General features: G+C 58.6%; 20 protein-coding genes and 2 tRNA genes. 12 read left to right on the top strand and 10 right to left on the bottom strand.

Features of this window, described 5'->3' with window-relative positions; genetic code table 11:
- Positions 1–195: 195 nt before the first annotated feature.
- The 9 genes from BN1969_RS01680 to BN1969_RS01640 form a co-directional block, all read right to left on the bottom strand.
- Positions 196–1,026: a carbon-nitrogen hydrolase family protein gene (locus tag BN1969_RS01680; RefSeq protein ID WP_050625356.1), complete on the bottom strand. Its 831-nt coding sequence runs from the start codon at positions 1,024–1,026 to the stop codon at positions 196–198.
- A 74-nt stretch (positions 1,027–1,100) separates the two neighbouring features.
- The gene (locus BN1969_RS01675; protein WP_050622699.1) at positions 1,101–1,955 is read right to left on the bottom strand and encodes a MurR/RpiR family transcriptional regulator; all 855 of its coding nucleotides are present in this window, start codon (positions 1,953–1,955) and stop codon (positions 1,101–1,103) included.
- Between the two features lie 20 nt (positions 1,956–1,975).
- On the bottom strand, positions 1,976–2,875 hold the full coding sequence (locus BN1969_RS01670) for a DMT family transporter (RefSeq protein ID WP_050622698.1): 900 nt from the start codon (positions 2,873–2,875) through the stop codon (positions 1,976–1,978).
- 91 nt (positions 2,876–2,966) lie between these two features.
- Positions 2,967–3,713, bottom strand: a complete 747-nt coding sequence (locus tag BN1969_RS01665) for a creatininase family protein (protein WP_242850261.1) — start codon at positions 3,711–3,713, stop codon at positions 2,967–2,969.
- 108 nt (positions 3,714–3,821) lie between these two features.
- Positions 3,822–5,165 carry a sodium/glutamate symporter gene (locus BN1969_RS01660; RefSeq protein ID WP_050622697.1) on the bottom strand — a complete coding sequence of 448 codons (1,344 nt, stop codon included), beginning with the start codon at positions 5,163–5,165 and terminating at the stop codon, positions 3,822–3,824.
- Between the two features lie 951 nt (positions 5,166–6,116).
- Positions 6,117–6,593 (bottom strand): hypothetical protein, encoded by a 477-nt coding sequence (locus tag BN1969_RS17750; protein ID WP_147576968.1) that lies wholly within the window; start codon positions 6,591–6,593, stop codon positions 6,117–6,119.
- A gap of 89 nt (positions 6,594–6,682) precedes the next feature.
- Positions 6,683–6,758, bottom strand: a tRNA-Arg gene (locus BN1969_RS01650).
- 71 nt (positions 6,759–6,829) lie between these two features.
- Positions 6,830–7,417, bottom strand: a complete 588-nt coding sequence (locus BN1969_RS01645) for a 4'-phosphopantetheinyl transferase family protein (RefSeq protein ID WP_050622695.1) — start codon at positions 7,415–7,417, stop codon at positions 6,830–6,832.
- Positions 7,418–7,475: 58 nt separating this feature from the next.
- On the bottom strand, positions 7,476–7,961 hold the full coding sequence (locus tag BN1969_RS01640; RefSeq protein WP_050622694.1) for a DUF6512 family protein: 486 nt from the start codon (positions 7,959–7,961) through the stop codon (positions 7,476–7,478).
- Between the two features lie 136 nt (positions 7,962–8,097).
- Between BN1969_RS01640 and spoVAC the strand changes: the two genes are divergently transcribed.
- The 4 genes from spoVAC to BN1969_RS01620 all read left to right on the top strand — a co-directional run bounded on the left by spoVAC (position 8,098) and on the right by BN1969_RS01620 (position 11,229).
- On the top strand, positions 8,098–8,538 hold the full coding sequence (gene spoVAC / locus BN1969_RS01635) for a stage V sporulation protein AC (RefSeq protein WP_050622693.1): 441 nt from the start codon (positions 8,098–8,100) through the stop codon (positions 8,536–8,538).
- A 248-nt stretch (positions 8,539–8,786) separates the two neighbouring features.
- The gene (spoIVB, locus tag BN1969_RS01630) at positions 8,787–9,917 is read left to right on the top strand and encodes a SpoIVB peptidase (protein ID WP_050622692.1); all 1,131 of its coding nucleotides are present in this window, start codon (positions 8,787–8,789) and stop codon (positions 9,915–9,917) included.
- A gap of 178 nt (positions 9,918–10,095) precedes the next feature.
- Positions 10,096–10,848 (top strand): sporulation transcription factor Spo0A, encoded by a 753-nt coding sequence (spo0A, locus tag BN1969_RS01625; protein WP_050622691.1) that lies wholly within the window; start codon positions 10,096–10,098, stop codon positions 10,846–10,848.
- Between the two features lie 90 nt (positions 10,849–10,938).
- On the top strand, positions 10,939–11,229 hold the full coding sequence (locus BN1969_RS01620) for a TIGR03905 family TSCPD domain-containing protein (RefSeq protein WP_413464692.1): 291 nt from the start codon (positions 10,939–10,941) through the stop codon (positions 11,227–11,229).
- Between the two features lie 70 nt (positions 11,230–11,299).
- Here the strand turns inward: BN1969_RS01620 and BN1969_RS01615 are convergent, their stop codons facing one another.
- Positions 11,300–12,667, bottom strand: a complete 1,368-nt coding sequence (locus tag BN1969_RS01615; protein WP_050622690.1) for a D-alanyl-D-alanine carboxypeptidase family protein — start codon at positions 12,665–12,667, stop codon at positions 11,300–11,302.
- A gap of 139 nt (positions 12,668–12,806) precedes the next feature.
- Between BN1969_RS01615 and BN1969_RS01610 the strand changes: the two genes are divergently transcribed.
- From BN1969_RS01610 to BN1969_RS01575, 8 genes are all read left to right on the top strand, one after another.
- A complete protein-coding gene (locus BN1969_RS01610; protein ID WP_077138800.1) occupies positions 12,807–13,208 on the top strand; it encodes a ComEA family DNA-binding protein in 402 nt (133 codons plus the stop codon).
- A gap of 13 nt (positions 13,209–13,221) precedes the next feature.
- On the top strand, positions 13,222–13,932 hold the full coding sequence (locus BN1969_RS01605; protein ID WP_050622688.1) for a response regulator transcription factor: 711 nt from the start codon (positions 13,222–13,224) through the stop codon (positions 13,930–13,932).
- 19 nt (positions 13,933–13,951) lie between these two features.
- Positions 13,952–14,395, top strand: coding sequence for a DUF3788 domain-containing protein (locus BN1969_RS01600; RefSeq protein WP_050625353.1), 444 nt, complete (start codon positions 13,952–13,954; stop codon positions 14,393–14,395).
- Between the two features lie 35 nt (positions 14,396–14,430).
- Complete coding sequence (locus tag BN1969_RS01595; protein WP_242850260.1) at positions 14,431–15,939, top strand: sensor histidine kinase; 1,509 nt, start codon at positions 14,431–14,433, stop codon at positions 15,937–15,939.
- On the top strand, positions 15,936–16,433 hold the full coding sequence (locus BN1969_RS01590; protein WP_050622687.1) for a GerMN domain-containing protein: 498 nt from the start codon (positions 15,936–15,938) through the stop codon (positions 16,431–16,433). Before BN1969_RS01595 ends, BN1969_RS01590 begins: the two co-directional genes overlap by 4 nt.
- An 84-nt stretch (positions 16,434–16,517) precedes the next feature.
- Positions 16,518–17,801 carry an O-acetylhomoserine aminocarboxypropyltransferase/cysteine synthase family protein gene (locus tag BN1969_RS01585; RefSeq protein WP_050622686.1) on the top strand — a complete coding sequence of 428 codons (1,284 nt, stop codon included), beginning with the start codon at positions 16,518–16,520 and terminating at the stop codon, positions 17,799–17,801.
- A 93-nt stretch (positions 17,802–17,894) separates the two neighbouring features.
- Positions 17,895–18,275, top strand: coding sequence for a DUF3783 domain-containing protein (locus BN1969_RS01580; protein WP_050622685.1), 381 nt, complete (start codon positions 17,895–17,897; stop codon positions 18,273–18,275).
- A gap of 67 nt (positions 18,276–18,342) precedes the next feature.
- A tRNA-Leu gene (locus tag BN1969_RS01575) sits at positions 18,343–18,428 on the top strand.
- Positions 18,429–18,517: the final 89 nt, after the last annotated feature.

The raw sequence follows: 18,517 nt of genomic DNA, 5'->3' as shown, positions 1-18,517 counted from the left end.
ATTTAATAATGTGCCCCCTTCCATTTGGCTTTTTAGGGTGGATTGCCTTCCGGTGCGTCGCCCCCGGGAGGATAGGGGGAAAAAGAAGAGTAGGATTACGCATTAAAAAAATAAAAGGGCCCGCCGCGGGCGCGTGACGCGCCTGCGGCGGGCGGAGACGGGGCCCGGCTGAGGCTCTCTGAGGGGAACAGGAGTTCACTTCCCGTAGTTGACATACAGCTCGGGGCGGCGGTCCTTGTAGGCGGGGAGCTTTTTGCGGACGGCGTCCACCCGGTCCAGACTGACGCGGGCGACCAGTAGCTGCTTTTCTCCACCGGCGGAGGCCACTGGCACGCCCATGGGATCGACCACCACGCTCTCACCGATGGACTTGTCGTTGGCCTGGTCACAGGCCAGCATATAGACGGTGTTCTCGATGGCGCGGGCGGTAATTAGGGAGCGGAAATGGAGGCTCTTCATCTTGCCGCAGACCCAGGCGGTGGGCATGATAATGATATCCGCGCCCTTGGCTCGCTGGTCCCGGGCTACCTCGGGGAAGCGCACCTCGTAGCAGACGAACAGGCCGATGCGCCCGAAGGGGGTGTCGATGGGCTCAAAGAGCTGGTCGCCGGGCTTGATCTTGTCGGACTCCTTGCTGCCGAAGGCGTCATACAGGTGGGTCTTGTGGTAGTGAGTGACGATCTCGCCCTCACTGTTCACCACCACACTGGTGTTATAGTTGCGGTCATCGTCCGGATCGTCCACGATTTCGTTCATGCCGAAGACCACCCATGTCCCGTACTGCTTGGCCAAGGCGCGCATCTCCGTGACAAAGGGGCCGTCCAGGCGTTGGGCGGTGCTGTGGCAGACCTCGACAGGGGTGCCCAGGGGAAACTCGCTCATAAACAACTCCGGGAAGATCACCATATCCGGCTCATATTTTTGTGCTTCTGCCATCGCCTTTCGGGCCTCTTCCAGGTTGTGATCGGGGTATCCGTCGGAGGCCATCTGAGCTAGAACGAATGTGCTCTCGCGTTTTACTTTCATCATCGTTCACCTTTCTTTCGTGCGTGGAGGACGTTGGACTGGGACGGCCGCTCCACGCTCCGGCGGCGTCCGGATCAGATCATAAAGAAGTCATCGCCCAGCAGGGAATCCCAGTTGGCCAGCCGCGCGGCGATGTCTTTGGAGAACTCCAGCTCCAGCTGCCGCGTCAGATAGTTCACCAGGGTAACAGGAGCTACAAAAGAGCTCTGATAGGAGGAATTTTCCATACAGCAGCGGAGAATGACGTCGAAATCGCCCTCCTCCATGGTCAAATTGAACTCCCGGTTGGTGATGAGCAGCACGCTGGCCTTCTGCCTTTTCGCATGGGAGAGCATCTGATAGGTGGCCCGGTTGTACCGCGGCGCCCAAAAGGCCACAATCAGGTCCTCTGAGTTGATCTCGATCAGCTCCTCAGCGTAATCCAGGCCCTCATTGTGAATCAGATGGACGCCCTTCCGCAGCATCCCCCAGTTGATATAGGCATATGTGGCCATGGAGCGGGAAATGCGCATGCCCACGAGATAGACCCGCCTGGAGGTCTTCAGTAGGGTGCAGGCCCGTTCCAGGTCCTCCCGGGACAGGTCCTGGAACGTCCGTTTCAGGTTTTGAATGTCTTGGCGGAAGGACTTCTCCAGCAGATACTCGGAACTGTCCTCTTCCGGGCTGGACTGAGGCAGGTCCTCCGGCTCCTCTTCCCGGTCGTGGAAGCGGAGCCGTGCCGCCTTCTGCATATCGGTGTACCCCTCAAAGTCAAGCTCCCGGGCGAAGCGTACCACTGTCGCCGTGCTCACGTTGGCAGCCTTGGCCAGCTCGTCTGCAGTGAAGAAGAGTAGCTTGTCCATGTTGAACAGCAGATAGTTGGCTACCTTCTTCTGGGACTTGGTCATCTGGTTGACCTGTTTTCCGATTTTTGTGACCAGGCTTGACATTGCAGATCCCTACTTCCGAACTATTCGCAGATTGAGGCGTTCTGTTTCTCCTTGACGGCCGCCAGCAGGACGACCGCGACCAGGATGGAGACCAATCCGCATACGACACGCGGGGTCATTGCCTCTTTATATACTGTAATGCCAATCAAGACGCTGGTCAATGGTTCAAAAGTAGAAAACAGAGAAGTTTTTTGTGCGCCGATATATTTTGCCCCTAATTGGAACAGCAGAACGGCCATACCTGAGAGTATGCCAAAGAGTGCCACCACCGCCCAGCCGGAGGGCTGGATATCGATGGTAAATGTGCCGCTGACTGCGGTGAAGAGGCCTATGTAGGCCGTGGCGAGCAGGTTCAGCCAGAACATGAGCTGAAAGGCCCCCATCTTTTGCAGGCCGCTCTTCGACAGATAGACTGCGTAAAAGGCGTAGGTGACGCCGGAGAGAAAGGAGAGGGCGATGCCCAGCAGGCTCACACCCCCGCCTGGCGTATAGAGTAGCAGGATTCCCGCAGTGCACAGGACCACGCAGACCACTTTCAGCCTGGAGATGGCCTCCCGATAAAAAATCACGCACCCCAGGATGACCAGAACCGGATAGACAAAGTGGATGGTGGTGGCCATGCCGGAGTCTAAATAGTTGTAGGAGGAAAATAGCAGGATGGGGGTGACTGCATAGCCGGCGGCGCAGAGGGCTAGCTGGAGCAGAGTTCTGCCCTTTACCGAAACCGAGTCTTTCTCAAAGATCCTGTGCAGGATCAGGCCCAGCATGCTCCCAATCACCATGCGGTAAAGGGCAAGCACCGCTGCGTTTCCGCCGCCAGCGTACACCAGACGCGCCAGCAGGGGGTTGAAGCCGAAGATGACGGCTGACAGGATGCTGTAAACCGTCCCCCGGACGATCAGATTTGTATTCGATCTCAATATGCCACTTCCTGACAGGGCCCCGTCCTGAAAGCGCCAGCGGTCCCGCCGGCGCTTTCAGGGGACAGGGAACCGAATGGGGGCCAGCTCTTCAGCAGCCGAACTGCTCCTTCATAAAGGCCACGATGCGGTCCACACAGCGCTCCACGATCTTCTCGCCTTTCTCAGCGCTGGCCAAGGTGGCATCGCCCAGAGTGCCGTTGGGAGTGCGCTCAGCAAATTCAGGGTAGGTGATAAAGTCAGGCCACTTGTACAGGGAGGGGTCCTGCTCCACATTGTACAGCTTGTCCATCTCCACATACTCAGGGTGTAGGTGGAGCATCACGCTGGTGCCGCTCTCACTGGCATGGCCGTGGGCACGCCAGCCCTTATTCTCGCAGATGTCCGTGGAGTTGGGCTGGATGAAGCGCCACCAGTCCACCTGATTGCACTTGATGCCGTACTGGCGCTGCTTCTCCCGGGCCAGCTGGGAGATGATAGGAACATTGCCCGCGTGCATATTGATGAACATGAAGTTCTTGAAGCCCCAGTGGGCCAGGGAGTCGATGATGTCCTCCATTACTCTATAGTAGGTATCAGGCATGATCTTGATGGTGCCGGGGAACTGATAGAGGGAGGCGGACTCGCCCACCTCGAAGCAAGGGCCGATAATGGCGTTGGTCTTGGCGGCCACCCGCTCGCAGACAGCAAGGGACACGATGGTGTCGGAGCCCAGTGGGAGCTGGGGCCCGTAGACCTCATAGGCACCGCCGGGGATGATGACCGTGTCGGTGCCATTCTTGATTGCCTCAGCCAGTTCGGCGGAAGTCATTTCTTTCATCCATTTGGTGTTTTTCATGATTGCAGTCCTCCTATTGATATATTTGTGTTTCATCGCATTTGGGATGTGATCCGTGAAAGGAGTCCTGACCGTAGCTCCGGCGGAGCACCGGACAGGGAGGAGCGCTCATTCCCCTCTAGCGTGGATGCGGCGTCCGAAGAAGAGCCCGCAGCCCAGCAGCACAGCCAGCAGCAGCCAGCTCCAGATGTAAGTAAACAGCGGGCTGGTCATGATGAGGGTGGCAAAGATCAGGGTGTACTGAAGCTGATAGGTGTAGCCCAGAGTGGAGGAAGAGGTGATGTTGGTGGCTGCGTTGGTTTTGTAGTCGGGGTCCACGATCTTCAGGAGCAGCAGGCCAGTGGCCAGAACGCCGCAGCACTGGCCGAACAGGCCGATGCCGGTCTCAAACTGGCCGTTCTTGGGCAAGACCCGCTTGCCCAGGATGAAGCAGGCCCAGTAGGTGACGATGGAGACTCCTATGCAGACCACGATCAGGGGGACGGCGTAGGTGACAAACACGCCCAGGTTTGTGGTAGCCAGAGCGGAGACGATCAGGTACTCCAGCGCAGTCCCGGAAATGCGTACTACGGTGGGGCGGTCGATCATGTCGTTGATCTTGGCGCTCTTCTGCGTACAGATGCAGAAGACAGCGCTGAAGATCAGACAGCAGGCAAACAGGGGCAGATTGGAGAAGAAGGGGTTGATGGCCATCAGGCCGGTGCGCAGCAGATAGCCCCCCATGATGATCAGGCCGACCATCATTAACTGGGCACCCAGAGGGTCTAAAGTGGCGGAGGAGGTGACGCTGTTGCCCAGAGAGGGGCGGTGTCCGGGCTCATAGTAGCCAGTGAGCATATCCTTGGGCAGGTCCTCAATCTTCATCTTGATGCTGGTCTTGCCGTTTTTTGCCGCGCGGTTGATGATGATCATACCCCAGATCACGCCGCACAACAGGCCGACGGTAGCGAAAGTGGTGCCCAGCTCAATGCCGCTTTCCATATAGCCATTTTCCACGAAGGTGGTGCCAACGGCGATGGCCATGCTGTGGCCACCATAATAGCCCATGACAGGTAACAGACCAAAGCCCAAAGGCAGGTCCTGGATGAACAAGCCCAGCAGGAAGGTCAGTGTCAGGCCCACAACAATCTGGAGTTGATGGATGGTGCCGCCCAGAAAATAGGTCTGCATGGCGCCGGCCCCCACTTTGTTCAGCTTCAGGCCGAGGAAAGAACAGCTGAACACGATGGCGGACAGGACGCCCGACCACTGCCCCAGCGTGGTAAATTCCATGTGGATGGGAGAGACCTGGCCAAGGACTTGGGGGCCGCACAGGATCGCAAGGATGCCCGCCAGCAGGGCGGCGGGAATATAAAAGCGTTGCAGAGCATAAATTTTTCTTCTCAACCAGGCAGCAACGATCATGAGTACGCTGAGTTGTGCGAAGTCAACCAATACGTCTGTTAATGTCATGTCAGTTCTTCCTTTCTGTTTCTGGCTGCTTTGGTGAGGTGGAAACTTCTGTCCGGCAAAGAGATCCGTTCACCGATCCCTCCTGTATGGGAGGGGTATTCTCCTTTCTCCTGAGATCGGTCGAATTGAAATAATTATTTCATTGAGAACAGTTTAATTTGAAAATAGAAAATAGTCAATTCAATTTCGAAACAAATATTTCATCTAAAGTTTGTGCAATTTTACATTTTGACGACTAAAAATGAATGACAATTGTTTAATGTTTTGATGCAATATTGGCCAAGTAATGACGATTTTTAAAAAATCAAAGTAATATTTTGAAGTTTATAATAGAAAATCACAGAATGCTTTTTAACGGCCCCGTTCTGAGACCCCTTGATAATCAAAAGGGTGATTTTGAATTGAAAATGTCATAATAATTTCAAAAAAACCAGAAGAGAACGGATCAAAGCTGTGCAGTCAAGATTTCGCGCTTCTGCGGGAGGGAGTGGGAAAAGGAGGCAGGCACCGAAAAAATAAAAAGCCCGCCGCAGGCATGGATCGCCTGCGGCGGGCTCTGGAAAAATAGCGGGACCAAAGTGAGCCAAACTTGGGACAAAAGCCGTCCGGGATGGTTCTGAATCATGGACCAGCGTGGTGGTCGTGATTCCGAAAACAGAATGAGCCCACGAGGAGCTTTGCAATGAAATGAAAAAGCTCGTTGTAAGCGATACCGCTACGAAGCGGCGGCCCCGAACCGGAGCCCAGCGGAGTGAGTCTGGTTTAGAACAGAGGAGAAAGAGCGTGGATGAATGGTGTCTTTTTTGCCTCAGGCATAAAAAGACGCCGGAGCAAAGCGGACTTTGCTCCGGCGTGGTCGGAGTGGCAATACAGAATTTCTTGAAAAACCCAGTAATATCAATGGTTTTTAAGCAACAGGAACGACTATGTCTCTTAAAAGGTAGATACCAGTTAGATTTCTTTGATATAACGTTCTGAAGCGTTACAAATCAGTTTAAAAAGTGTATTAATGTAATCTTGGAGCTGTTGCCTGCTTTCGTTGTTGAGTGTAAGATGAGTGCGGCCAAATGCTATATATTCATTGTAAGTGGACTCTAATCGCTGTATAATGGAAGAATAGTTACTCAGATAGAAACTATAGTCATTATAGTAATCCAATAATTTTCTTATACCAAAATTAAACTTTCCAAGATTTTGATTAAATAATTCAGTGCTTTCTGGATGATCTGTCAAACAATGTCCTAAAGCCCTAAAATTGTTTTTCGATTCCAGCAGCAAAGAGAACAACTCAGAATTAATCTTTCGTTTTACTTCGTCCTTGTGTTCGTTATGTTTTAATCTAGACTGAAAAATAGATTGGATAATAAATACTAGAATACCATTTGATATAATAGGGACGACCATTAAAATCCAATCTTTTGTTTCCATCGTATGACACCCCAATCAAATGTTCTTATTATTCCATTAAAAGTTTTTGTGTTAAACAAAAACGGTGAGTCCTTGAAAGGACTCACCGTTGGTACGGCCGAAGGGACTCGAACCCCCAACATTCAGAACCGGAATCTGACGCTCTATCCATTGAACTACGGCCGCATATTAAGAAGCATTTTCTCAATGCGCTCCGTTATTATAGCAGGGATCTTCCAAAATGTAAAGGGGATTTTTCACTTTTGGGGGATTTTCTTTCCCACGGGAGGGAGTTGCCCCGGCGTGAGCCAGCGGATGGAGGAGGCGCAGCGGGCAGGAGAGCAGACGGCGGCCCGCCAGCCGGGGCCGGAGAACAGGGTGAAGCAGACGGAACCGAAGGGGAGACAGGCGCCGGAAGGGAGGATCTGCCGGGGAAGGGGGACGGGGATGGCGGAGACGGGCCGAGTCAGACCCAGACCGGTGAATTTGCAGAAGCTCTCCTTCAGGGTCCAGAGCTGGGTAAAGGCCTCCGGGTCGTCTCCCAGCCCCAGCAGCCAGGCCCGCTCCTCTGGGGAGAGCAGGCGGTCGAGAAAAGCGGAACGCCGCAGGGTGATCTGCTGGATGTCCACCCCCACCTCGTCCCGGTCCAGGGCACACAGGGCCCGGGGTCCGCTGTGGCTGAGGTTGAAGCGGAGCTGGGGGAAGTCCGGAAAAAGGGGCTTTCCCCGCTTTCCACGGGCGATGGAGGGCAGCTGCTCCAGATCCCAGTGCTCCCGCAGTCCCACAGCCAGAAGCCCGTAGGCCTGGCTCCGGTGCGTCATGCCGTCCAATCCGTACAGCACCATGGTCCTCACCTCCTGAGAGGGATTTTACCACACCGGCCCCCAAAAGTCATGCCGAAAATCAGGACAGGTCGGCAAAGAGCACCCCGGCAGGCGGGAAAAAGGTGAACAGGAGGATCAGCGCCCCCAGAAGGAAAGCCAGGATTGCGGGGATGCGCCACCGCCAGCCCCGGAAGGGACCGGAGAAGCGGACAGGGAACCAGAATCCGAAGGCCATCAGCCCCAGATACAGGGCGATGTCCAGCCACAGGGCGTGGAGGGCGAGCGCCGCATGGAGCAGCAGGCCCAGGACCAGCATCAGGGGACACAGGATGACAAGGGACAGCAGCCAGGGGCGCATCCCGGTGGGACGGCCCCAGGCGAGGAAGGCGGATGCCGCCAGATAAGGCCAGTACAGGATCTTGATATGCTCCCACAGGCTCTCACGGACGGGAGACAGAAGGGCGGAGAGGGTACAGGGAAATCTGGCATACAAAAAGTGGAGGCCCACGCCCGCCAGAACGGCGCAGACAAATACCGGGACGATCAGCTTTTTGGGATAAAACATGGATATGCCTCCTTCCATGAGAACGGTTCTGGTGCATTGTATGGCGCGTCAAAAAAATTATGCAGATGCCGCCGTATAATCCATGAAAAAAAGGGGAGATTAGGAACGAGAATTTTTTGGATCGCGGAGGTGTGCCATGGATATGACGAATCAGGACTATGGAAAACTGGTCAACCAATACTCTCAGTCCTCCCCTCTGGGGAAAAATATGGTGTGGGCCTTTTTGGTGGGCGGCGCTATCTGTACCGCGGGGCAGGGGCTGTCCAACCTCTATCAGAACTGGGGGATGGATCAGGATGTAGCCGGCGGCGCCGTCTCCATCACCCTGATCCTGGCGGCGGCGCTGCTGACCGGGCTTGGGTGGTTTGACAAGCTGGCCAAGCGGGCGGGGGCCGGAACCCTGGTGCCCATCACCGGTTTTGCCAACGCCATGGTCTCCCCCGCTCTGGAGTTCAAAAGCGAGGGGCTGATCACCGGCACAGCGGCTAAGCTGTTCGTAGTGGCGGGGCCAGTGCTGGTGTTCGGAATCAGTGCATCGGTGCTTTACGGACTGATCTTGTGCATCTTCCGCGGATAATATCAGCAGACGCCGTCCCAATCGAGGGACGGCGTCTGCTGTGTGCGCAAAAGAAATTTTTGACAGTTCGGGAAGAGAACTCCCTGTAAAAAATGGAGGTCCCTGCGCCTGAGGCATTTCCGCATTTTCCATGGAAGGAGTGGAAGGTCCCGCCATGGTTTTTCGGCGGAAGGGATGGCCATAATGAGTGTGTGGACGGCGCCAAGGGCAGTCCACGACATGATTTTTGAAAACAGGGGGTGAAATTGATGGAGCAAGAGACAAAGCAGAAGCCATGGACCGGGATCGCTGCCGGGGTCCTGGTCCTGTGCCTGATCCTGAGCCTGGCACTCTCCGACGGCGGAGCGCGGGCGGCCTCGGCGGGGGCGGTGCTGGAGCTCCCCCGGAGCGGCGGAGGGGCTCAGCCGGTCTCAGGCGCCCAGGTGGGGGACAAGGTGGTCCCCCTGGGCCGGGCGGTGGGAATCAAGCTGTTTTCCGACGGCGTGCTGGTGGTGGGCCTGTCGGCGGTGGAGACGGACAGCGGTCCGTCCAGCCCGGGCCGGACCTGCGGCCTGAAGGCGGGTGATATCATCACCCACATCAATGGTCAGGAGGTCAACACCATCGAGGAGGTCCAGGACATCCTGGGTGATGAACAGGGGGATGCCATGACCCTGCGGGCCACCCGGAACGGAAAGCCGGTCCAGCTCTCTGTCCAGGCCATTCAGAATACCCAGGGCAGCTATCAGCTGGGCGTCTGGCTGAGGGATTCCATGGCCGGAATCGGTACCATGACCTTTTATGACCCGGACAGCGGGGTGTTCGCTGCCCTGGGCCACGGCATCAACGACGTGGATACGGCCACGCTGATGCCCATGGAGTCAGGGAGCATTATGTACGCTTCTGTGACCGATGTAAAAAAGGGAGAGAGCGGCGCGCCCGGAGAGCTCCATGGCAGTTTTGACGTGAACCGGGATCTGGGCGATCTGTATGCCAATACCAATCTGGGAATCTATGGCGTCCTGCGGGACGGAGCGCTCTCCCCTCGCGGGGAGGCTGTGGAGGTGGCCGCCCGGGAAGAGGTGCATGTAGGAGGCGCCACCATCCTGTCCAACATTGCCGGAGAGCAGGTGGAGGAGTATCAGGTGGAGATCACTCACGTTTACCCCGCGGCCGCGGGGGATACCCGGAACCTGATGGTGCAGGTCACCGACCCCCGGCTTCTGGAAACCACTGGAGGAATTGTCCAGGGGATGAGCGGCAGTCCGATCCTTCAGGACGGCAAGCTGGTGGGGGCGGTGACCCATGTCCTGGTCAACGATCCTACCCGGGGATACGGCATTCTGGCGGAAAATATGGTCTCCCAGTGTGTGGGGGAGGAGCAGGCCCAGGTCTCCTGAGTGCCGGCGTTCTGTCGAAAAAAGCGGAAGATACCCGAAAAGTTGATTTCCAAAAAATACCAAAAACATCTTGCATATGCTGTCTGATTATGATAAATTATTGGTGACCGGTCGAAACCCCATAAGGGAAAAACAAGGGCAGGTGCGGAAGCCTGTCGGAAGGGATTTGATTGTGAAAATGGGTGCAAAACGGATTTTGGTCGCCGATACCGGGGAAGAATTTCGCCGGAGCTTTATCGAGACCGTGGCCAGCGAGCCTGACATCCAGGTTTTGGGAGAGACGGGAGACGGGCAGGAACTGGTCCAAATGGTAAAGGAGATGGCTCCGGACCTGGTAGTCATGGAGATCGTGCTGGCCCAGATGGACGGCATCGAGGTGTTGGAGGAGCTGGCAAAGCTGGAGCATCGGCCCAAGGTGCTGATCCTGTCCAGTTTTGCCAAGGGAAGCATGGCCGAGCTGGCCGCCGCCAAGGGAGCGGACCACTATATGACCAAGCCCTGCCGGGTGAGCACGGTGTGTGAGCGCATCCGGCAGCTGACCGGCGAAAATAAAAAGGAAGAAAATGGAGATATCCCCTATAATTTGGAAAATACTGTCACCTCCATCATTCACGAGGTGGGGGTGCCTGCCCATATCAAGGGCTATCAGTATCTGCGGGAAGCCATTCTGATCGCAGTGGCCGATATGGATGTCATCAACGCGGTGACCAAGGTGCTCTATCCTGAGGTAGCCAAGCGGTTCAATACCACCGCCTCCCGGGTGGAGCGGGCCATCCGCCACGCCATTGAGGTGGCCTGGGACCGGGGCGACTTGGAGACGCTTCAAAAATATTTTGGCTATACTGTATCCAATGTGAAGGGGAAACCCACCAACTCAGAGTTTATCGCAATGATCGCCGACCGGCTCCAGCTCCAGCAGAAGGAGATGTGATGCGGGGCGGCAACAGGCGGGGGATCGCAGGGAAAGATCCTCCGCTTGTTATTTTTTCCGCCGTCTGGTATAGTAGCAGGAGCGGCCCGGATGAAAGAGAGCCCGGGCCGGAAGATCAGGGAAGGGAGGTGGGAGTCCATGACGATCCGTTATCAGCCCAGGGGCGTGTGCGCCCGGCAGTTCGAGATCCAGGCGGAAGATGGAATCATCCAGTCTGTACAGGTGACGGGGGGATGCAGCGGGAATCTCCAGGGCATCTCCAGTCTGCTGAAAGGGATGCCGGTGCAGGAGGCGATCCAGCGCATGGAGGGGATCCGCTGCGGGATGAAATCCACATCCTGTCCCGACCAGATGGCCCAGGCGCTCAAACAGTTCCTGTAAAAGAGAAAGGTCCGCGGATCCCGTCTGTGAGACGGGCCCGCGGACCTCTTTTTTTGAATCGGTCGGCAGGTCAGCGGCGCCGCCGGCCATGATAGCTGCCCCGGCGCCCGCCTGCTCCGGCGCCCGCTCGGTAACGGCGGCGCTTACGGAAGACCAGCAGGCGGAGCAGGACGAGGACGGCCACGACCAGGACTGCGGCCAGGATCAGCTTCGTACCGGAGTTGGCAAAAAACTGACGGATCTGCTCCTGCCGATAGAGCAGCTCGGAGCGATCCACAGAGGTGGTGGCCACCAGGTCCAGGGTGCCGAATACCTCCCCGTCGTAGGTGAGGGTCATGGTCCCCATCACCTGCCCCTCCTTCACCGGGGCCTCTACCGTGTCTTGGAACAGGGAAATGGTGGGCTCAATGGCCTCCAGGTCCATATCCACCGGGAGGGTGCGCTCCAGGGTGCCCACCGGCTTGACCAGGACTTGGTTGGCGTCCTGGGACAGGGTGACGTTCACTGCGGCCACGGGGGTGTCCTCCTGGGAGATGGTGGTGCGCTGGAAATTCCGGAAGCCCCATTTCAGCAGGGCGGTGCTCTCCGAGAACTGCTTCAGGTCGGTGGAGCCATCCTCCCGGACCGCCGGCTCCGCTCCCAGGATGACAGCGATCAGATACTCATCCCCGTCCACGGCGGCAGAGACCAGGCAGCGTCCCGCCTCCGGCGTGGTACCAGTCTTGACGCCGATGGCCTTGTCATAGACATAGCCCATGTAGTGCCAGTTGGAGAGGAGGGCGTTGGTGTTGTAGAACTCCCGGGGCTCAGACAGGTTGGTGGCGGGGACGGTGTAGACCGAGGTGCCCACCACCTCCCGGATCAGGTCGTGCTTCAGAGCCTCGCGGGTGAACAGGCAGATGTCGTAGGCGGTGGTGTAATGGTCGTCGTCGTGCAGGCCATGGGTATTGGCGAAATGGGTGCCGGTGCAGCCCAGCTCCCTGGCCCGCTGGTTCATCAGCTCGATAAAGGAGGCTACGTCGCCGCACACGGCCTCGGCCAGGATGTTGGCTGCCTCGTTGGCGGAGGGGAGGAGAAGACAGTACATCAGGTCCTTCACCGAGATGACCTCCCCCGGCTTCAGGTTGGCGGTGGAGCCGTCGGCGGAGAGGTCGAACTGGGAGGTGCTGCTCACCGTGATCATCTGATCCTGGGACAGCTCGCCCCGGTCGATGGCCTCCGACACCAGCAGGGCGGTCATCACCTTTGTGATGCTGGCCGGGTAGGCCTTCTCCCGGGCAGCCTTCTCGTAGAGGATCTCACCGTAATTGGCGTCCATCAAAACGGCATGGCGGGAGGTGATGTGGGGGGCGTCGGCCGCCAGGGCGGAGAAGGGGGCCAGCAGGGTGAGGGCCAGCACAAAGGTGACCAGCAGGGAAGAAAGACGATATTTTTTCATAGGAAAATCCTCATATTTATGATATACTACCATCAGCGCGGGAGCAGAGCGCTCCCGCTCCTGGTGAGATTATAATTGCAATCATTATAGCAGGATCTGACGAATTCCGCAACAGCTGGGAGGGAACAACTTGGCCGCCATGACCAGATTTGACAAGATCGTTCTGGGGCTCACCGCCGCCTTTCTGGTGGTGACGGGGGGCTATTTTGTCTCCGGACAGCTGGGGGAGGCGGAGTACCAGGTGACCGTCTCAAAACAGGTGCCTGCGGTCAGCGCCTCCTTGCCGGAGGTGGAGGACGGCTATCCGGACAGCCTGCTGGAGGGAGAGGTCATTGATCTGAATACCGCCTCCGCAGCCGACCTGACCCGGCTGCCGGGGATCGGGGAGAAGCGGGCCCAGGCCATCGTGGACTACCGGGAGAGCAGCGGCCCCTTCCAAAGCGTGGAAGAGCTCACTGAGGTGAAGGGGATCGGCGAGGGCATCCTGGCCCAGGTATATGACTATGTGACAGTGGGGGGACCGGACTCACCCGCTGAGTAAGGAGAAAGACGCAATGGCAAAGATTCTGATCGTGGACGACGAGCGGGTGCTGGTAAAGGGCATCAAGTTCAATCTGGAGCACGAGGGCTACCAGGTCCAGGACGCCTATGACGGAGAGGAAGCGGTGGAGCTGGCCCGGGAGGGGGGCTTCGACCTGATCATCCTGGACGTGATGATGCCCAAGATCGACGGCCTCCAGGCATGCATGCGCATCCGGGAGTTCTCCAACGTGCCTATCATCATGCTCACCGCCAAGGGGGAGGACACGGACAAGATCATCGGCTTCGAGTGCGGGGCGGACGACTATCTCACAAAGCCCTTCAACATCTTGGAGCTGAAAGCCCGGGTGCGGGCTCTGCTCCGCCGGGCCGGGGCTGCCCAGCAGCAGCGAAGCGGCAATGAGCTGGCCGCAGGCCACATTATCCTCAACACGGGGGAGCGGACGGCCAGCCGGGACGGGGTCTCCGTGGAGCTGACCGCCAAGGAGTTCGACCTGATGGAGCTGCTGATGCGCAACCCTGGCCGGGTGTACAGCCGGGAGAACCTGCTGAACGTGGTTTGGGGATATGAGTATATCGGGGATTTCCGCACCGTGGATGTGCATATCCGCCGCCTGCGGGAAAAGCTGGAGCTGGACCCGGCCAACCCGGAGTATATCCGGACCAAGTGGGGAGTGGGGTACTATCTCAGCGCCCGTGGCCCGCGCCGCCTGGAAAACGTTTGAGGAAAGGCGTGTGGAAGAGATGTCAAAGCGAGAAGAACAGGGCAAGCAGGGTGAGCCATCCCTGGAGGAGCTGGGCCATGGAGTGGGATCGCCCTTTTGGGGGGAGCTGCACAGCTTTCTTCGGGAGTCCTATGGGGTCTCCCCCACTGTGGAGTACAGCGGGTGCAGCCTGGCCCCCGGCTGGAATGTAAAATATCGAGCCAGAGGACGAGCGCTGTGTACCATCTATCCGGATACCGGCACCTTTACCTGTATGATCTCCATCGGACAAAAAGAAGCCCCGGCAATGGAACTGGTGCTCCCTGGTCTGACCGCCTATGTGCGGGAGGTCTATCAGAATTCCAGACCCAGCCGAATGGGGCGCTGGCTGATGATCCGGGTATCGGGACCGGAGATCCTGGAGGATGTCAAAACATTGCTGCGGATCCGGATGCCGGTCCGGGGAGCGGGAAACAAAGGCTGAAAATATCCGGCTTGCGGGAAAAGGGAGGGAGCGCTGTGCGGGAGGAAAAGAAGAAAAAGAGGGGCAGAGTTCCGTTTTTTTCCTCCATCCAGATGAAATACGCCATGAGCTACCTGGCCATCGTGTCAGTGGTGCTGATTCTGCTGAACACCTACCCGGTGCTGGCCTCCCAGGACCTGCTGTTTGGCTCCAAGCGGGATTCGCTGAAGAGCCAGGCTGCGGTGATGGCCTCTGCCCTGATGGAGCTGGAGCTGCTCACCTCGGACCAGGTGGAGCGGGTCATGACCATGCTGGACAGCAGCGGCCTGACCCGGGTAGTGGTCACCGACCCCGCAGGGCTGATTCTGTACGACAGTACCCAGCCCAGGGAGAAGCGTGGGGAGACAGCGGAGACCGCCCCGGTCCAGGAGGAGCCGGAAGAACCCCAGTACCGCTATGCCCTCTATCAGGAGGTGGTGCTGGCCCTTGGGGGGAATGACGTGACCTGCTCCGAGTTCAGCGGCCAGGTGTTCCGTTCCACGGCGGCGGTCCCCATCGTGTACCGCAATATGACCATCGGCTGCGTCTATATCTGTGAGGAGGACGCGGTCCAGGGCGCGCTGTTGTTGAACTTACAAAAAAATTTGCGGAGCATCTCCCTGGTGGTTGCGGCGGTGACCCTGGTGATGAGCCTGTTTTTCGCCCAAATGCTCTCCTCCCGCTTTACCGCCCTGCTCAGCGCCATCCGCATTGTGGGGGAGGGGGAGTATGGGCACCGGCTCCAGCCCTCGGGCCGGGACGAGCTGGCCCTGCTGGCGGAGGAGTTTAACCAGCTCACTGACCGTCTCCAGACCACGGAGGAGGTGCGCCGGCGCTTCGTATCCGACGCCTCCCACGAGCTGAAGACCCCTCTGGCCTCCATCCGGCTGCTGGCAGACTCCATTCTCCAGAACGAGACCATGGACCAAGTGACCCTGCGGGACTTCGTTTCCGACATCGGGACAGAGGCAGACCGGCTGACCCGGATCACCGAGCACCTGCTGGCCCTGACCCGGCTGGACAGCCTGCCGGCGGCAGAGACCTTCCCGGTGGACGTGTCGGCGGTCACCCGGCGGGCGCTGTCCATGCTGGCGCCGGTGGCGGACGCGGCTGGGGTGGCCCTGGGATCCAATTTGAAGGATAAATGTGTGGTCCAGGGGACGGAGGACGACCTATACCAGATCTGCTTCAACCTGCTGGAGAACGGCATCAAGTACAACCGGCCAGGCGGCCGGGTGATGGCGGACGTGTACCGGGACGGGGACCAGGTCCTTCTGGAGGTATCGGACACGGGGGTGGGCATCCCGGAGGAGGACATGCCCAAGGTGTTCAACCGGTTCTACCGGGTGGACAAGGCCCGCTCCCGGGCCGCCGGCGGCACCGGGCTGGGGCTGTCCATTGTCCGGGACACGGTGCGCCGCCACGGGGGATGGGTCACCGTCCGGGCCCGCCAGCCGGAGGGCAGCGTGTTCACGGTGGGCTTTCCCGCTGTGCCGGAAAAACGGAAGGAGGGAGACCGGGGATGAAGCGGTGGACAATGTGCCTGCTCCTGGGGCTGCTGCTCCTGCTGGGGGCCTGCGGCACTGCCGCGGAGAAGGGCGGATACCAGCTCTATTTCGCCTCCGGTCTGGAGGACGGCAGCGCCATCCTCAGCGAGCCCTACCAGGGGGAGGCGGACCCGGGCCCTCGGGAATTGATGGAGGCTCTGCTCTCCGGTCCCACGGAGGAGGAGCTGAACAGCCCCTTTCCCAGCGGGGTGTCCCTGCGGAGCTGGGGGCTGGAGGAGGGGGTGCTGGTCCTGAATCTGTCGGAGCAGTACGGCGGACTGACGGACATCTCCCTCACCGTGGCCGACTACTGCATCGTCCTCACCATGAGCCAGCTGGACGGAGTGGAGGCAGTGGAGATCAATGTGGCCGGACAGCCGGTGAGCTACCGGAACCACCAGATCCTGACTCGAGAGGAGGCGGTGCTCTCCCAGCCGAGGCAGGGGCAGGAGGCCCCGAATGAAGGGGCTTGACAAAACGCGCGGACCCGTTTAATCTAAACTACATTGTACCGAAGAGCGGCGCCGCCGCTCCAGAGAGAAAGAAGGAATCAGAGCATGAGTCACTATCAGATCGGCACCAACTGCCTGCATGCGGGCTACCGCCCCGGAAACGGGGAGCCACGGAATTTCCCCATCGTACAATCCACCACCTTCCGCTATGAGACCAGCGAGGAGATGGGCAAGCTGTTTGATCTGGAGGCCAGCGGCTATTTCTATACCCGCCTCCAGAACCCCACCAACGACACCGTGGCGGCCAAGATCTGCGCCTTGGAGGGAGGCACCGCTGCCATGCTGCTCTCCTCCGGCCAGGCGGCCTCCTTCTACTCCATTTTCAATATTGCCTCCTGCGGCGACCATGTAGTGTCCTCCTCCACCATCTACGGCGGCACCTACAACCTGTTTGCTGTCACCATGAAGCGCATGGGCATCGAGTTCACCTTCGTGGACCCGGACTGCACCGCCGAGGAGCTCAATGCGGCCTTTCGGCCCAATACCAAGGCCGTTTTTGGGGAGACCATTGCCAACCCGGTCCTGACTGTGCTGGACATCGAAAAGTTTGCCGATGCGGCCCACAGCCATGGGGTCCCCCTGATCATCGACAACACCTTTGCTACCCCGGTGAACTGCCGACCCTTCGAGTGGGGGGCCGACATCGTGACCCACTCCACCACCAAGTATATGGACGGACATGCCCTCCAGGTGGGGGGGGCCATCGTGGATTCGGGCAACTTTGACTGGACCCGCTATCCAGACAAGTTCCCCGGCCTGTGCACCCCGGACGAGAGCTACCACGGCGTGACCTACACCGAGCGGTTCGGCCTGGGCGGCGCCTATATCACCAAGGCCACCGTCCAGCTCATGCGGGACCTGGGCTCCATCCCCTCCCCCCAGAACTGCTTCCTGCTGAACATCGGTCTGGAGACCCTTCCCCTGCGCATGGCCAAGCACTGCGCCAACGCCCAGGCGGTGGCGGAGTACCTGGAGAAGCACCCCAAGGTGGCGTGGGTCAACTACGCCGGCCTGCCGGGCAACAAGTATTATGAGCGCGCCCGGAAGTACCTGCCCAACGGCAGCTGCGGCGTGGTCTCCTTCGGGGTCAAGGGAGGCCGGAGCGCAGCGGAGACCTTCATGGCCGGTCTGAAGCTGGCCTCCATCGCCACTCACGTGGCCGATGCCAAGACCTGCGTCCTCCACCCCGCCTCCTCCACCCACCGCCAGATGAACGACGAGGAGCTGGCTGCGGCTGGGGTAGCCCCCGACCTGGTTCGCTTCTCAGTGGGCATTGAGGATGTGAAGGACATCATTGCGGACCTGGAGCAGGCGCTGGCCGGGGTGTGACAGGCGTCCCAGCTGGACCCTGCATGCGGAAGGATGGGAAAACTGCCGGAGCCGGATCTTCCGGCTCCGGCGGGACCAGAAGGAGGGACTGTCATGGCAAAGGAAACAGTTTTGCTATACAACTGCGGGGGCGATGAATTTAAGACGCTGCGGGCCCTGCTCATGATGCTCCGGGTCCGGGTCCGCATGGTGGAGCCTTCCCGGTACCACCTGCCCCTGGAGCAGGTGGCCGCCGGAAAAGGCGAAGAGGACCCGAAACAGCAGGCGGATATCCCGGAAGCGATGATGGTCTTCTGTGACCTGGGGCCCGGCAGGCTGGACCAGCTGCTGAACACCATGCGCAGGACGGAGTTTCCGCCTGTGCTCCTGAAGGCAGTGCTGACTCCCACCAACCGGACGTGGGATTCCCGCCAGCTCTGGCAGGAGCTGCGCCGGGAGCACGAGGCGATGCGGGGCGGTCAGGAAACCCAGTAAAAATTCATTGACAAACCCCTGTAAAAATTGTATAATAATCAAGCGGTTCTGAAAGAGCCGCTGATTTGCGGCTGTGCTGGAATTGGTAGACTGGCAAGCTTGAGGTGCTTGTGTCCTATGGGCGTACGGGTTCGACTCCCGTCAGCCGCACCACTCTTTGAGTCCCCGGAGTCCTTGTAAATCAAGGATTCCGGGGCTTTTCTTTTTCTTCTACTAGGTGATTTGTCCGTTGTTTGTCCGTT

This window comes from Clostridium phoceensis (assembly GCF_001244495.1).
Classification (GTDB): domain Bacteria; phylum Bacillota; class Clostridia; order Oscillospirales; family Oscillospiraceae; genus Lawsonibacter; species Lawsonibacter asaccharolyticus.
This window is presented reverse-complemented; position numbering and strand designations above follow the sequence as displayed.